Origin of the sequence: Neisseria sp. GT4A_CT1, assembly GCF_000227275.1 — a bacterium.
GTDB lineage: Bacteria > Pseudomonadota > Gammaproteobacteria > Burkholderiales > Neisseriaceae > Neisseria.
In genome coordinates this window covers 201,838-216,907 of the sequence record NZ_JH164964.1, presented here as the reverse complement: position 1 = coordinate 216,907, position 15,070 = coordinate 201,838, and the positions used below count along the sequence as shown (strand labels likewise).

The 15,070-nt window shown below is 50.4% G+C and carries 13 protein-coding genes and 1 pseudogene; 11 read left to right on the top strand and 3 right to left on the bottom strand.

Features of this window, described 5'->3' with window-relative positions:
• Positions 1-78: 78 nt before the first annotated feature.
• The 7 genes from HMPREF1028_RS00980 (at position 79) to HMPREF1028_RS00950 (ending at position 7,406) form a co-directional block, all read left to right on the top strand.
• Positions 79-759, top strand: a complete 681-nt coding sequence (locus tag HMPREF1028_RS00980; RefSeq protein ID WP_009310959.1) for an OmpA family protein — start codon at positions 79-81, stop codon at positions 757-759.
• A gap of 463 nt (positions 760-1,222) precedes the next feature.
• Entirely contained in the window at positions 1,223-3,043 is a 1,821-nt protein-coding gene (gene hutW, locus HMPREF1028_RS00975; RefSeq protein ID WP_009310958.1) for a heme anaerobic degradation radical SAM methyltransferase ChuW/HutW, read from the top strand.
• 1,115 nt (positions 3,044-4,158) lie between these two features.
• Positions 4,159-4,779 carry an NAD(P)H-binding protein gene (locus tag HMPREF1028_RS00970; protein WP_009310957.1) on the top strand — a complete coding sequence of 207 codons (621 nt, stop codon included), beginning with the start codon at positions 4,159-4,161 and terminating at the stop codon, positions 4,777-4,779.
• A 173-nt stretch (positions 4,780-4,952) separates the two neighbouring features.
• Complete coding sequence (rnhA, locus tag HMPREF1028_RS00965) at positions 4,953-5,390, top strand: ribonuclease HI (RefSeq protein ID WP_009310956.1); 438 nt, start codon at positions 4,953-4,955, stop codon at positions 5,388-5,390.
• Positions 5,391-5,400: 10 nt separating this feature from the next.
• Positions 5,401-5,715, top strand: a complete 315-nt coding sequence (locus tag HMPREF1028_RS00960; protein ID WP_009310955.1) for a membrane protein — start codon at positions 5,401-5,403, stop codon at positions 5,713-5,715.
• Positions 5,712-6,110, top strand: a complete 399-nt coding sequence (locus HMPREF1028_RS00955; protein WP_009310954.1) for an HIT domain-containing protein — start codon at positions 5,712-5,714, stop codon at positions 6,108-6,110. The genes HMPREF1028_RS00960 and HMPREF1028_RS00955 overlap by 4 nt, the downstream gene beginning before the upstream one ends.
• A gap of 102 nt (positions 6,111-6,212) precedes the next feature.
• A complete protein-coding gene (locus HMPREF1028_RS00950; protein ID WP_003776278.1) occupies positions 6,213-7,406 on the top strand; it encodes an LD-carboxypeptidase in 1,194 nt (397 codons plus the stop codon).
• 457 nt (positions 7,407-7,863) lie between these two features.
• On the opposite strand, the gene porB is transcribed toward HMPREF1028_RS00950, so the two are convergent.
• The 3 genes from porB to HMPREF1028_RS00935 all read right to left on the bottom strand — a co-directional run bounded on the left by porB (position 7,864) and on the right by HMPREF1028_RS00935 (position 13,064).
• A complete protein-coding gene (gene porB, locus HMPREF1028_RS00945; protein ID WP_003759347.1) occupies positions 7,864-8,937 on the bottom strand; it encodes a trimeric porin PorB in 1,074 nt (357 codons plus the stop codon).
• Positions 8,938-9,642: 705 nt separating this feature from the next.
• The gene (gene truA / locus HMPREF1028_RS00940) at positions 9,643-10,461 is read right to left on the bottom strand and encodes a tRNA pseudouridine(38-40) synthase TruA (RefSeq protein ID WP_009310953.1); all 819 of its coding nucleotides are present in this window, start codon (positions 10,459-10,461) and stop codon (positions 9,643-9,645) included.
• Positions 10,462-10,544: 83 nt separating this feature from the next.
• Positions 10,545-13,064: a FimV/HubP family polar landmark protein gene (locus HMPREF1028_RS00935; RefSeq protein WP_036528836.1), complete on the bottom strand. Its 2,520-nt coding sequence runs from the start codon at positions 13,062-13,064 to the stop codon at positions 10,545-10,547.
• A 348-nt stretch (positions 13,065-13,412) separates the two neighbouring features.
• Between HMPREF1028_RS00935 and HMPREF1028_RS00930 the strand changes: the two genes are divergently transcribed.
• The 4 genes and pseudogenes from HMPREF1028_RS00930 to HMPREF1028_RS00915 all read left to right on the top strand — a co-directional run.
• Positions 13,413-13,946: a septation protein A gene (locus tag HMPREF1028_RS00930; protein ID WP_009310951.1), complete on the top strand. Its 534-nt coding sequence runs from the start codon at positions 13,413-13,415 to the stop codon at positions 13,944-13,946.
• Positions 13,946-14,236: a YciI family protein gene (locus HMPREF1028_RS00925; protein ID WP_003759356.1), complete on the top strand. Its 291-nt coding sequence runs from the start codon at positions 13,946-13,948 to the stop codon at positions 14,234-14,236. The genes HMPREF1028_RS00930 and HMPREF1028_RS00925 overlap by 1 nt, the downstream gene beginning before the upstream one ends.
• A complete protein-coding gene (locus tag HMPREF1028_RS00920; protein WP_003759357.1) occupies positions 14,236-14,505 on the top strand; it encodes a BolA family protein in 270 nt (89 codons plus the stop codon). The genes HMPREF1028_RS00925 and HMPREF1028_RS00920 overlap by 1 nt, the downstream gene beginning before the upstream one ends.
• A gap of 33 nt (positions 14,506-14,538) precedes the next feature.
• Positions 14,539-15,070 (top strand): annotated as a pseudogene (locus HMPREF1028_RS00915) (hypothetical protein); the annotation flags it as partial.

Genomic DNA, 15,070 nt, shown 5'->3' with positions numbered 1-15,070 from the left:
ATGAGTCATGGCGGGAACCATTCCTTCTTCCAACTGATTTTCAGACGACCCCTGCGTCGTTGTCGAAAGGACATCTTAATGAAACTCTTGAAATCCCTGACCGTTGCCGCGTTGGCAATTCCTTTAGCACTGACCGGCTGCGTAACCGACCCTGTAAGCGGACAACGCAACACCAGCAAAACCGCCATGTACGGCTTAGGCGGCGCGGCAGTGTGCGGCATCGTCGGCGCACTGACCCATGGCGGCAAAGGCGCGCGCAACTCCGCGTTGGCATGCGGCGCGATTGGCGCGGGCGTAGGCGGCTACATGGACTATCAAGAGAAAAAACTGCGCGAAAACCTGAAAAACACCAACATCGAAGTAGAACGCCAAGGCAACCAAATCAAGTTGGTGATGCCTGAAAACGTCACCTTCGCCACAGGCAGCGCGGCATTGAGCGATCAGGCGAGAAACGCTTTGGCGACCGCCTCCGAAACGCTGGTGCAATACCCCGACACGACCTTGACGATTAACGGTCATACCGACAACACCGGCAACGACGCCATCAACGAACCGCTGTCCCGAAATCGCGCACTTGCCGTTGCCGACTACCTGCAATCCCGCGGCGTAAACGGCTCGCGCCTGACCACCGCCGGCTACGGCTCACGCCACCCTATCGCATCCAATGCGACAGCCGAAGGCCGCGCCCAAAACCGCCGCGTCGAGATTTTGATCAATCCCGACCAAAACGCCATCAACGCGGCGAAACAGCAAATGTAAGCTATCCGTCTGAAGATAAAGTTAAAGGTCGTCTGAAATCCGATTTTGGGTTTCAGACGACCTTTTTTTGTTACGCCATCGGCTTGCCGGTTTTGTCACCTATTCATCAGGTTTTCGGTTGAATGCCTCATCACTAAGACCAAAAGCAAAACAAGTCTTTGATTTTTCAGACAACCTCAAGCCATTCCACCAATATAGTGGATTAACTAAATCAGGACAAGGCGACGAAGCCGCAGACAGTACAGATAGTACGGAACCGATTCACTTGGTGCTTCAGCACCTTAGAGAATCGTTCTCTTTGAGCTAAGGCGTGGCAACGCCGTACTGGTTTAAAGTTAATCCACTATATTTATTCACCTGCCGACACTGTTCATGTTCCGTTTTCCCGCTCTATCATCCTTGACACTGCCTGATGACAGTGATTTAATTTACTAATATGATTAATAATCATTTTTAATCAACTATGGAAAAGCAGATTGTTTGGACACCGCGCCAATCCGCGCCTAAAGCCTTTCCCGAACGGCAGGCGTTGATGCCGATATGGGGCGGCATACCGATTCCACGCCCGCAGTGGCAGAACATCTGGCGGCAGAAGCTCCCCCATGCCGCCGATTCCGACGCGCTTGCCTATCTGCACATCCCCTTCTGCGCCAACCACTGCGTGTTCTGCGGCTTCTACCGCAACGCATGGAAAGAGAGTTACAGCAGCGTTTACACCGACAAAATCATCGAAGAACTGGCGGCGGAATCCGAAATCCGCCAAGGCAACGGCAAAATCCGCGCCGTCTATTTCGGCGGCGGCACGCCCACCGCGCTGCAAACTCAAGACCTCGCCAGACTCATCCGTGCCTGTTACCAATACCTGCCGATTGCCGACGACTGCGAGTTCACCATCGAAGGCCGTATGAGCCATTTCGACATCGAAAAAGCCCAAGCCTGCGTAGAAGCGGGTGCCAACCGCATTTCCATCGGCGTACAAACCTTCGACACCGCCATCCGCCGCCGCCTCGGCCGCAAACACGGTGGCGACGAAGCCTTTGCCTATCTGGAAAAACTGTGTGAAATCAATGCCGTCATCGTTGTCGATTTGATGTTCGGCCTGCCCAACCAAACCGATGCCGTTTGGCAAAACGACCTCGAACGCGCCACCGCCCTGCCTTTGTCCGGACTCGACACCTACGCCTTCAACCTCTATCCCATGCTGCCCATCAACCGCATGGTGGAGAAAGGCGCATTTCCCGCCCCGCCGGGTTTCGACGTTCAGGCCGACCAATACGCCTACGCCGTCGAAACGCTGGAGCAAAAAGGCTGGAACCAAGTCAGCAACAGCCATTTCGCCTATCCCGGCCGCGGCGAACGCAACCGCTACAACACGCTGGTCAAATCCAATATCCCCTGCTGGGCGTTCGGCTCCGGCGCAGGCGGCAACTTCGGCGGCTTCAGCTATCAGGTGCAGGGCGATTTGGACAGCTACCTCGCCACCCCGAAAGGTGAAAAAAACATCGCCTTCATGAGCGGCCACAGCCCGAACAAAACCCTACTTGGACAAGTGCAGCACGACATGGAAACAGGTCGTCTGAATCCCTCGCTGTTTGACGGCAACGCCGCCGCGCAGAAACTAATTGCCCAATGGCAGGCAATGCAACTCTTTGAAGAACAAGGTTCGGACGGCCTCATCCGCCTGAACACCAGCGGCCGCTACTGGTCGCCCACCCTCATCCGCAAACTCATGCTCACCCTCCCGACCCAAGAAAAGGATCAAACCATGCAAAAACTTTCATCCGAACAACAAATCATGTTGCGCCAATCATTGGAAAAAAATCCCGGCCAAGTGCTCGAAATGCTCGCCGCACAAAACCAATGCAGCTTTGAAGATGTCATCCGCTGCCTGCCCGAAAACTGCATCCGCCAAACCGAAGGCAGTCGCATCGTCGAAATCCTCCAAGCCGTCGCCGCTTGGAACGAAGCCGTCACCTTCATCGCCCATACCCCCGACGCCATCGTCGAAGTTACCGGCAAACTGCCCGGCGGCAAAGTCGGCCGCGGCTTCTACAATTTCGACCACCCCGAAACCGACGGCGGCGTACACGGTCATATTTATTACGAAAATTGCGCCGCCATCTACCTTTTGGAACGCCCGTTTATGGGCAAAGACACCTGCTCGCTCAACTTCATCAACCGCAACGGCGGCGCTATGTTCAAAATCTTCGTCGGCCGCGACGAAGCCGGCGAACTCAAACAACACCAAATCGAAGCCATGAGAAAACTGTTTGAGGCGGCTTAAACAGGTTTCAGACGACCTCTGCCTGAAACAGAGAGAAATTGCCGCATTCCTGCACAAACAAAATCATCTTTCGGCATCGTAAATATCCGATGAAATTCGACAGGCTGCCTGCAAGATTGGCGTTTGTTTCCAAAGTAAGCTTGCGCTTACCACCCTCTCCCTAACCCTCTCCCACGGGGAGAGGGGATAGATTTGCTGGTAAATTCCAAGTGGCAGAGAATCCAAAAATGGTTGAATCTCAGTATCCTAAATCCCCTCTCCCCGTGGGAGAGGGTTAGGGAGAGGGCAAAGCACAAACCGGTAAGTCAATTCCGCGGGCAAAGTCCACGCTACGGCAGTTGTTATAAAACCTGCCTCGCCCATTTTCAGACGACCACCGCTCAGCCACGAAAGAAAACCGAAAAGAAGTAGCGTGGGCTATACCCACGACCACGCAACATCAAACACAACAAGGTCGTCTGAAAGCGAAGTATCAATGAAGTTAAAACGAATACAGCGAGTTTCGTTAAAAACAAATACAGATTTCAGACGACCTTTGGAGCAAAATCGCGGGTATAGCCCACGCTACAACTGAACCATTTTTGGTTTCTCTGCCACTTGGAGTTTCCCTGCCAACCCATCCCCTCTCCCCGCGGGAGAGGATTAGGGAGAGGGTAAAGCACAAACCGGTAAGTCAATTCCGCGGGCAAAGCCCACGCTACGACAGTTGTTATAAAACCCGCTTTGCCCGTTTTCAGACGACCTAAGCTCTGCCACAAAAGAAAACTGAAAAGAAGTAGCGTGGGCTATGCCCACGACCACACGGCTTCAAACACAACAAGGTCGTCTGAAAGCGCAGTATCAATGAAGTTAAAACGAATACAGCGAGTTTCGTTAAAAACAAATACAGATTTCAGACGACCGTTGGAGCAAAATCGTGGGCATAGCCCACGCTACAACTGAACCATTTTACGACTGCTCCCATTTTTGGCTTCTCTGCCACTTTTAGCTTCCCTGCCAACCCATCCCCTCTCCCCGTGGGAGAGGGTTAGGGAGAGGGCAAAGCACAAACTAACAATTCAAAGTCGTCTGAAAATCAACCAGCCTACCCCAAACCATCCAACAAAGGAGACCCCATGCAACTCATCTTCGGCGCCAACGGCCCGTCCGGCCGCGCATTCATCCGCACGCTCACCCATCCCGCCGACACCGTCGCCGTATTAAGAAAGCCGTCTGAAGATTCGTTCTTTAGCGAACACCGCATTCAGACAGCCACCGCCGACGCGTTCGATGCCGACGCGCTCGACAAAGTGTTCGCGCAATACCGCCCCGACAACGTCATCAGTTTCGTCGGCGGCAAAAACGAACAAGGCATACGCAGCGACGCACTGGGCAATATCAACATCATCGCCGCCGCCCAAGCCGCCAACCCGCAAGCCCGTTTCATCCTGATTACCAGCATGGGTTGCGGCGAACAATGGGACATGATGAGCGAACCCTTCAAACAAGCCCTCGGCGAAGCCGTCCGCGCCAAAACCGAAGCCGAAATCTACCTCAAACAAAGCAGTTTGAACTGGACCATCCTCCGCCCCTGCGGTTTGGACAACAGCAAAGACAATCGCCACATCCTGACCGACCGCCCCGACGGCATCCCTAAAAACTACATGAGCCGAAACGGACTCGCCACCGCCGTCGCCGCCGTCCTGCAAGACCCCAGCAGCATCGGTAAGGTTTACACCGTCGGCGCAGGCAGTTAACACCGCGCCCATAGTCAAACAGGTCGTCTGAAACCGTTTCAGACGACCTGTTTCCCATTGCCGACAATCAGCGCGGCATCCATTCGTCCACTTAAAAAACCATTCCCAAACCCCGCTTTCAGACGACCTCCTGCCTTGTGTTATGATAATGGCTCTTCACACAAAGGTATTTTATGGACAAACCCGTCTATCTCTACACCGACGGCGCATGCAAAGGCAATCCCGGCGCCGGCGGCTGGGGCGTGTTCATGCGTTACGGCGCACATGAAAAAGAACTGTTCGGCGGCGAAGCGGAAACCACCAACAACCGCATGGAGCTGACCGCCGTCATCGAAGGCCTGAAATCCCTAAAACGCCGCTGCCAAGTCATCATCTGCACCGACTCGCAATACGTCAAAAACGGCATGGAAAGCTGGATACACGGCTGGAAAAAAAACGGCTGGAAAACCGCCGCCAAGAAACCGGTTAAAAACGATGATTTATGGAAAGAACTCGACAGCTTGGTTCAACAGCACGAAGTCCGCTGGACTTGGGTAAAAGGCCATGCCGGACACCCTGAAAACGAAAAAGCCGACGAGCTCGCCAACCGAGGCGCGGCAAAATTTTTATAACACTTCATCCATGACTGCACTCAAACATCTCAAACCATTCTTTTGGATTGCCATCATTGCATTGATTTGTGTGACGCCCATAGCGCTTATGTTCGCCTATTCGCCCTTTCATGATGTCGATGATTTTTTTCGCTTTGGCTTGTGCGATCACATTGAGAGTGCCGAAGAATGTGCCGACTTAATCACGCCCTCCTATTTATTTTGGTGGTTTATACCTGAACCGTGGCTTTTCGCATTCATATCTCTGAGTGCCATTTACCTCGTTCTAAAAATCCTGATTGAAATCATCCGATTCCTATTCAGACTCAGAAAGAAAAACCCATGACCTGCCCCATCTGCACCGCAGACAACGAAGACATTTTGCTGCAAACGCCAAACCTGCGCGTTATCGCCGTCCACAACGAAGCCGCAGCCCCGGCATTCTGCCGCGTCATCTGGAACGACCACATCGCCGAGATGACCGACCTTTCAGCCGCCGAACGTGCCGAAATCATGGAAATGGTGTATAAAGTCGAAGCCGCCATGCGCCAAGTGTTCCATCCCGCCAAAATCAACCTTGCCAGCCTGGGCAACGTCGTTCCCCATCTGCATTGGCACGTCATCGCCCGCTTTGAAAACGATGCCAACTTTCCCGCCCCGATTTGGGCAGCCCCCGTCCGCGAACACGGCATGACCCTGCCGGACAACTGGACGGAACAAGTCAAAGCCCTGCTGGCGTAACGTTCAGACGACCTCAATAGGCGTATCGGATACCGCATATCAACCGATTTTCAGACGACCCCTGCCGAAAAGGTCGTCTGAAACCCAAGCAAAGGAAACCATATGACCTGGCAAACCTCCCGCCGCCATTTCCTCCGCGCCTGCTCCGCCGCAGCCGGAGCCGGACTGCTGCAAGCCTGCGGCACCGGCACTACCGTCACCCCATCCACTCAAACCGGCAACACAGCGAAAGCCCAACCCGTGCAGCCCAAAACCAGCCATCCCCCACGCTCCGGCGACAACCTCCTCCGCGTCGTCGCCCCTTCCGGCTTTGCCGAAGACCCCAACCGCGTCAACGCAGGCTTGACCCGCCTCTATAACGCAGGTTTTACCGTGACCAACCAACAAGCAGGCAGCCGACGCTATCAACGCTTCGCCGGCTCCGACGCCCAACGTGCCGCCGACTTCCAAGAGGTCGCCACCGGCCGCGTTGAAACCCCCAAAGTCCTCATGGGTTTGCGTGGCGGCTACGGCGCGGCACGCATCCTGCCGCAAATCGACTTCGCCTCACTCGGCGCCAGAATGCGCGAACGCGGCACCTTGTTCTTCGGCTTCAGCGATGTTTGCGCCGTCCAACTCGCCCTACTCGCCAAAGGCAATATGGCAAGTTTCGCCGGCCCTATGGTTTACAGCGAATTCGGCAAACCCGAACCCAGTGTCTTCACCATGGATTCGTTCATCCGCGGCACCACCAACAACGTCAACATCATCGACGTTCCCGCCATCCAACGTGCCAACGTCAACGTCGAAGGTACCTTATGGGGCGGCAACCTCAGCGTCCTAGCCTCCCTCGCAGGCTCGCCCTATATGCCCGACATCCAAGGCGGCATCCTGTTCGTCGAAGACGTCAGCGAGCAACCCTACCGCATCGAACGCATGTTGAACACGCTTTATCTTGCAGGCATCCTGCAAAAACAACGCGCCATCATCTTCGGCGACTTCCGCATGGGCACCATCCGCGACGTGTACGACTCAAGCTACGACTTCTCCGCCGTCGTCAACCACGTCTCACGCACCGCCAAAGTCCCCGTCCTGACAGGTTTCCCCTTCGGACACATTACCAATAAAAGCACCTTCCCCTTAGGTGCACATGCCAAAATCCACAGCACTGCCAACGGCGGCTACACCGTAACCTTCAGCGGCTACCCTACCCTGAACCCCGCCGCCCTGACCCTCAACAACCTGCTGCCCCCGCCCGTGCCGACGTTCAACGGCTCTACCTACCGCAGCACGACAACCGAAGAAGTCATCGAATAAACAAGCTTTCGATTCAAACAAAGGTCGTCTGAAAATCCGAATCCGGTTTTTCAGACGACCTTTTTCTATCCAATAAACTTCACATAATGAGGGAATGAGCGGTACTATAGTGGATTAAATTTAAATCAGGACAAAGCGACGAAGCCGCAGACAGTACAGATAGTACGGAACCGATTCACTTGGTGCTTCAGCACCTTAGAGAATCGTTCTCTTTGAGCTAAGGCGAGGCAACGCTGTACCGGTTTAAAGTTAATCCACTATACAATCCACGGCAATCTTCCATCGTTATACTGTCTATGCAAGCCATAGCGGGGTAAATTCAAATCAGGACAAGGCTGCGAAGCCACAGACCGTACAGATAATACGAAACCGATACACATCCAACCCAACACACATCATTCAAAAAACAAAAGAGCCTGCATAAAGCAGGCTCTTTATTTAAACTAATCGTACTAGATTAGAATTTGTGACGCAGACCAACCAGACCAGCGGTAGATTGAGTTTTGTCCCCACCTTTGCCTTCTTTCAACCAACCGGCAGAAACAAGAGCAGAAGTACGTTTAGAGAAGTCGTAATCAGCACCAACAATTACTTGGTTGTATTGGCTGTTACCTTGTTTCACGCCGTTTTCTTTAGCTTTGAAGCCGTGAGCGTAAGACAGACGAGGCATTACGTTACCCATACGGTAGCCGCCAGTTACAGCAACTTCAGTACGTTCGTTTTTCTTAGCGTCAGCTACGTCAGCTTTAAAGCCTTCGTATTGACCTGCAACAGAAACCAGTACGTTGTTAGCATCGTAACCACCTACCAGACGGTGTGCTTGGTAGTCTTTGTAAACGCCAGAACCCAAAGTAGTGTTGCTGTTGAACAGTTCCAGATGATCGTCGCTCAAAACTTTACGTTTTGCAAAAGTACCAGCGTAGCGACCGAAGAAACCGGAGTTTTCATAGTTCAGACCCAAGTCGAAAGAGTGACGGGTTTTCACGTCATGAACATGTTTGTCCTCAGGGTTAGCATTGTCGCGTGGTTGGTATTGAGCGCTTGCGCTGAAACCAGCAAATACTGGAGAGTCGTAACGTACAGATACTTTACGCTCGTCAACACGTTTCAGTTTACCGAATTGCAAAACTGATGCATTCGCGTCGCTAGATTCCCAAGGATCTACGCTGTCGCTGTTGTCTTTCAGAGCAGTGTTCAATTTACCTGCGCGAACTTTACCGAAGCCGCCTTCCAAACCGATGAAGGATTCACGAGTACCCCAACCTTTGTCAGTACCGGCAACAGAAGTATTTTGCTCTACTTGCCAGATAGCATTCAGGTTGTTGCTCAGGTGTTCGTGACCTTTGAAACCGATACGGGAACCAAAGTCAGCAATTTCAGTTGCAGTTTTGTTTTTGGTGCTTACGTGATTAACAGTTTCTTTAGTGCGAGAAACTTCAACACCGGCTTTAACTTGACCGTACAGAGTCACGTCAGCCATAGCTGCAACAGGCAAAGCTGCCAAAGTCAGAGCAATCAGAGATTTTTTCATTGCTGTATTCCTTTTCTATCGTGAAGAAATAACTTAAGCAGACCCGGATAGAATCCGCTTAGGCTTTACATTATCGCTGGAATCAGCGATTCCATGACTCTCACTATAATTGTTCCTCTCTAAAAAAACAAACTTTATTCACTACCCCTACTGACCGCCTGACCTCACAGCACCCGCATTACAACAAGGCATTCGCAATATTTTCCTTATAAATCATAATGTAATATCAACTCACCCGTTGTTTGCATTTTTACAACACAATTTCCTAAACGGTCGTTTTAGGCGATTGGCTGTTGTTTTTTGGCTAACTCGGGTAAACGAGTAAATTAAGAGAGAATCAGTATGTACTCTCTTAAAGCGTGCAATTTATAGGCTTAGCCAGTCATGCACATTGGAAATACCCACTCTTTTAAGATGGAAGTATGCATTCTCCTCTTTTGATTTACGATTTCACTGACGTAGCATCAGCATTACCTATGCTGCTCCTCCAAAGAAAAGGTCGTCTGAAATCTGTGTAGCGTTTTCAGACGACCTTTTACAATTTGCACATACAAAGCTAGGAAACCAAATTTTCCAAAGGACTGGTCAGAATATCTATGTTGTATCGGATTGCTATACCTTACTCATGTAGTGTGTGCTTTATCCACAAACGGGACATTACTAAAAAAGATTCCCTATAAGCGGACACTTTGTTTTCAGACGACCTCACAGCCATATCGGCATTTCGGGGAAAATGATACCGAACTCTGGCGGATAATCCACTCCGGTCAGGTACAGCCCATCAGGCATAAAAGTCGGCGGGGCTTTTAATCGGCTGCGCTCTTCGATTAAGTCCTGAAATCCGGAAACGCTAAGCCTGCCGCTACCAACATAAACCAATGCCCCCATGATATTACGCACCATATGATGCAAAAAGGCATTGCCGTGTAAGTCTAGTTTTAAGAATTGCGGCGTACCGCTGATTTTTGCACTATACAGGGTCTTAACGGGTGATTTTGCTTGGCATTCGGCAGCACGAAAGCTGGAGAAATCATGTTCGCCTTCTAATAATAATGCCGCCTGCTGCATTTTTTCAGGATCGAGTTTGAGGTGCGTCCACCCTACTCTACCTTGCAATATCGGGGAGCGGACGGGAGATGATTCCAAAAGGTAACGATATCTTCTACCGTATGCGTCAAAGCGGGCATGAAAATGTGGGGCAACCTGCTGCGCGAACAATACAGCCACACCTTCAGGAAGATACGCATTGACGCCCCGCACCCACGCCTGCTCGGGACGGACCACTGCGGTATCAAAATGGACGACTTGCGCAGTCGCGTGTACGCCCGTATCGGTTCGTCCGGCAACGATGGTTCGGATGGTCTCGCCTGCAATTTGGCTGAGTGCGCTTTCCAATACCGTCTGGACAGTGGGTAAACCGTCGGCTTGTTTTTGCCAACCGTAAAATAGGCTGCCGTCATAAGACAGGGTTAATGCCCATCTTTGTATGGTTTTTATGGATAATGATTCGGTGTATGAAGTCATATGTCGTCTGAAAATAATAAAAGATGCCGTTTTCACGGCATCTTTTATTTTAGCATTGTTCAATTTCGATTTACTTGCCAATATTAGGCATTCAATTCGTTCATCAATGCTTCGGCTTTATGACGGATCTCACCGCTTGCGTCTTCCAGCAATTCAGTCAATGTCTCGCGGGCAGCATCGGGATCGCCGATTTCGACATACATTTTAGCCAGGTCATATTTAGCTTCCAGCGGAGCTGTCATACCGACAGACTCGGAGATGAAGCCTGATTCAAAACCGGAATGTTCATTACTGCTGTCAGCAGTATCTTCCACACCCAGATTTTCCCATTCGATGGTTTCGTCAGCGCTGGCTTCTTGAGTATTTTCAATACTGAAATCTTCGCCATCTTGGAATGCTAAAGGTTCGTCTTGCTTAATCTCAAACGGTTGAGTATCGGCTTCGGGCTGTGGCTGTTCTGTTTCTTCAACAACGAAATCCAGTGCTTCTTCTGAGCTATCTGCCTGTTTGTCTGCTGTTTCAACTTCAGACAAAGCATCTTCTTGTATATCAGCAACTTCAGACGACGTTTCTTCTTGCACACCTAATTCAGGGAAAGGCTCGATGGCTTTAACTGTTTTCGGCTCTTCCGCAAAGAAATCCCAACCCTCTTCCGATTCTTCGGATTTGGTTTCAGCTTCTTCTGTTTCTACTACGTCAATTGTTTCCGACTTAGGCTCTTCAATCTCCACCTCGAATGGGATTGGCTCTTCTTCCGGTGCTTCCGGTTGAGCTTCTGACAAGTCGTCTGAAACAGATGAAACAGGCGTTGCTGCAAAAGAGGAAACTGATGGAGCCTCTTCCTCATGCTGAGGCTCTGTTTCTACTTCAGCAGTTCTGTCTTCCATTACAACCGCAACGTGTTGATATGGATTTTCCGGTTCCGGCTCATATACGCTTTCGGTAGATTCGACAGTATCCCAATCGATATCACGGCGTTTTTCGGTTTCTTCGTCGATGGTAACGGCGCCGGACACGATGCTGGCTTGAGTATTATCCAGTTCGTTCAAATCCAGATCGACGTTTTCTTGAGCAGGTTCGGCAACAGGAGCCGGCTCATTGAAGAATACTTCATCATCGAAATCATCTTCAATTTCCAAACCGTCTTCTTCAGGTTTGGAAGTTTCTGCTACAACTTGTGGTTGCGGTTGCGGCGCAGTGGCAGCAGGGAATACATGATCTTCGATACTGATATCGAGATCGTCCTCATCCTGATCGTCCTGATCTATCGCACCTACCACAGGCGCAACAGCTGAATTCTTCCGCTTGCCCAACAAGAACAGCAACAGCAACAAACCTGCCGCTGCCGCACCGCCGATCAACAGCCAGCGCCATAATCCGCTGTCTTCCGCTGACGCTTCTTCTTGTTGTTTTTCTGTGGCAACTGCCGAGGCAATGCGCGCTTCAACATCAGCTTGTGCCTGAGAAATTTCTTGTGGTTCTGTGTTTGCTGTTGCAGACGACGCATTCGGCTCAGGCAGGACATTTACTTGCTCGGCAGATGCTGCACCTGTTTCAGCTTTATTTTGTTCCGGAGTACCTGCCGTCGTTACAGCCGGTTTGGTTTCGGGCTTGGCTTCTTGTACCGGCTCAGCTTTTTTATCTTCTTTTTTATTTTCTACTTTGGTGTTTTCTACCGGAGTCTCTTTAGGAGACGTTGCGGTACCGGCTTTTTCAGACGACCCTTGGGCTTGAGGCTTATTGCCTTCCTGAACCGGAGGTTTGACTTGTGCAGGTTTGGATGCCGTCGATTTCATATCGCCGTGCATCGGAATGTACAACACCTTGCCCGCAAGCATACGGTCGGCATCTTTACCGATGAACACGCCGGGGTTGGCATTGACCAATGCCTGTATCGTTTGTTCGACGGTCATTCCTTGAGGACGGATTTTAGTGGCAATTTCGGTCAGGGTCTCACCCTGACGAACCAGATGCTGCTTGCCATAACGAATCTCGGTCCCATTGGCGCCTACAGAAGATTGTTGCTGTTGTTTTGACGGCTGTGCCTGTGTCTGTACCGGTTTATTCGTGTTGTTTTTATCTTTTCGTACAGCTTCCTTGCGAACGGTTTCATTTTGATTTCCGTTTTGTATCGCGCGGTTGATGCGGTCACGCGCCGCCTGACGGTCAAATTGAGAATGGTATGAATTGTTGTCGGCAGAAGAATTGGATGAAGATTCGCCACCGCTGCGCGCACGGCTTGAACCATCCGTTTTACCGGAATAGCCTGCGGGATCAATGATGGCTGTGTATTCGCGTGATTGCGAACCTGCGCCGACTTGGAAAATCAACACAGGGTCTTTAATCGCTTTGCTTGAGTGGATAGTGACGACTGCCTTGTCGCCCGACTTACGGACACTGGTACGCAAATTGCTATTGGAAACAGTCGCTTTTCCGCCTTTCAACAGCGCCTGAGCCTCGTCACCGGTTACGGTGATACTGCCTGAAAACGGCTCGCCCAGATGGGATTGGACATTCAGCCCGCCAAGCCCTGCGCTCGCACCAAACGACACTGCCAAGGCCACAGATGCCGCGATTAATTTGATTTTATGATGGTTTTTCAAAACTTGTCCCCTGTGTAAAATGACAACCCTGCTAGAACTGCTACATACTTAACCGTATATTACGATATATTACGTTATGATATCTTCTAAAGTCGCAGTCTGCCAAGTAATCCGATGAATTAAGTGATGAAACGAACGAGAAATTAACAGGTTTGTAATTTCTGTGTTTCTTTTTTACAAATCCTACTGATAACATAGTTTATCATCCCGACGGCATTTTTTAAACCCTTTTTTAGATTATTGCCCGCTTGAATCGGCAATTTCGTTTCCAGGGTGGTGCAAAAAGGTGAGGCTGCCTGTATGATTAGCGTTTAGCCGATTGGTTTCATCTTTTTTGTTTGTTTGATTATGAAAGTTTTAAGCGATTTATTGGCAGTCATCTTGTTTTTCCTGACTTACACAATCACGAAAAACATGATTACTGCGACTGCGGTTGCCGTTGTATTCGGCATTTTGCAGGCAGGTTTTACTTACTGGAAATACAAAAAACTCGATACGATGCAGTGGGTCGGCCTGATCCTGATCGTCGTATTCGGCGGCGCGACCATTCTACTTCATGATGACCGTTTTATCATGTGGAAACCGACCGTTTTGTTCTGGATTGGTGCATTGGTTTTGCTGATCAGCCATCTAAGCGGGAAAAACGGATTAAAAGCGACTATGGGCAAAGAGCTGGAACTGCCCGAACATGTTTGGAGCAAACTGACTTATGCCTGGATCGCATTCATGATTTTCTTAGGTATTGCCAACTGGTTTGTATTTACCCACTTCAAAGAACAATGGGTAAATTACAAAATGTTCGGCTCTACCGGCTTTTTGTTTGTTTTCTTTATCGCTCAATTTTCCTATTTGAGCCGATATTTACCCCAAAAGGATAGTTGATGGAATATTACATGCTCCTGGCCACCGATGCCGATAATGTACACGAAGCCCGTATGGCGGCACGCCCTGCCCATCTGCAACGCTTGGAAGCTTTGAAGGCTGAAGGACGTCTTCTGACTGCCGGCCCCAACCCTCTTCCCGACAATCCGGAGCGCGTGTCCGGCAGCCTGATTGTGGCACAATTTGAATCTTTGGATGCCGCTCAAGAATGGGCGGAAAAAGACCCTTACGTCGATGCGGGCGTCTATGAAGAAGTATTGATCAAACCGTTCAAAGCCGTATTCAAATAATGGATATGCGCGAGGCTATTGAAGGTCGTCTGAAAACGTTGAATCCTGTTTTTTTTGACTTTCAGGATGACAGCCATCTGCATGCGGGCCACTCGGGAAACAAAGGAGGCGGGCATTATACGGTCGTAGTCGTCAGCGAAGCTTTCGGCGGCGTCAGCCGTCTTAACCGCCAACGCACCATTAAAACCTTACTGCACGACCTGTTTTCCGAAGGGCTGATTCACGCATTGAGCATCAAAGCGGCCACTCCGGACGAATACTTTCACTAATTACAGACATACTGGACATAACAAGAGAAAATCATGAAGAAAAAACATCTCATCTCTATGCTGATGACTGCTCTGGTTTCCGGCAGCCTTTCTGCCCAAACCTTAGTTACAGTTAATGGGCAAACCATCGACAGCAGCGTTATTGATGCCCAAGTTGCCGCGCTGCGTGCAGCAAACAACAAAATTCCCGATTCTCCCGAGCTGCGCAGAGAACTGACTGAGCGCCAAGTCATCAATACCGTCGTATCACAAGAAGCCAAACGCCTGAAGCTCGACCAAAGCGCCGAATTCAAACAAGCTTTGGAACATGCCCGTACGGATGCCAAAAAACAAGGTGCCGATAAAAAAGCACATTTCAAAACCGAATGGGCGGCATTTGAAAGCGATTTACTTGGACAAGCTTATGCGATTCACGTCCTCCGTCAAAATCCTGTCCAAGAAAAAGACGTCAAAACCGCTTACGATAATTTCAGCAACTTCTACAAAGGCACTCAAGAAGTACAACTGGGCGAAATTATTACCCGCACCCAAGCGGATGCCCAAAAAGCCATTTCTGATTTAAATG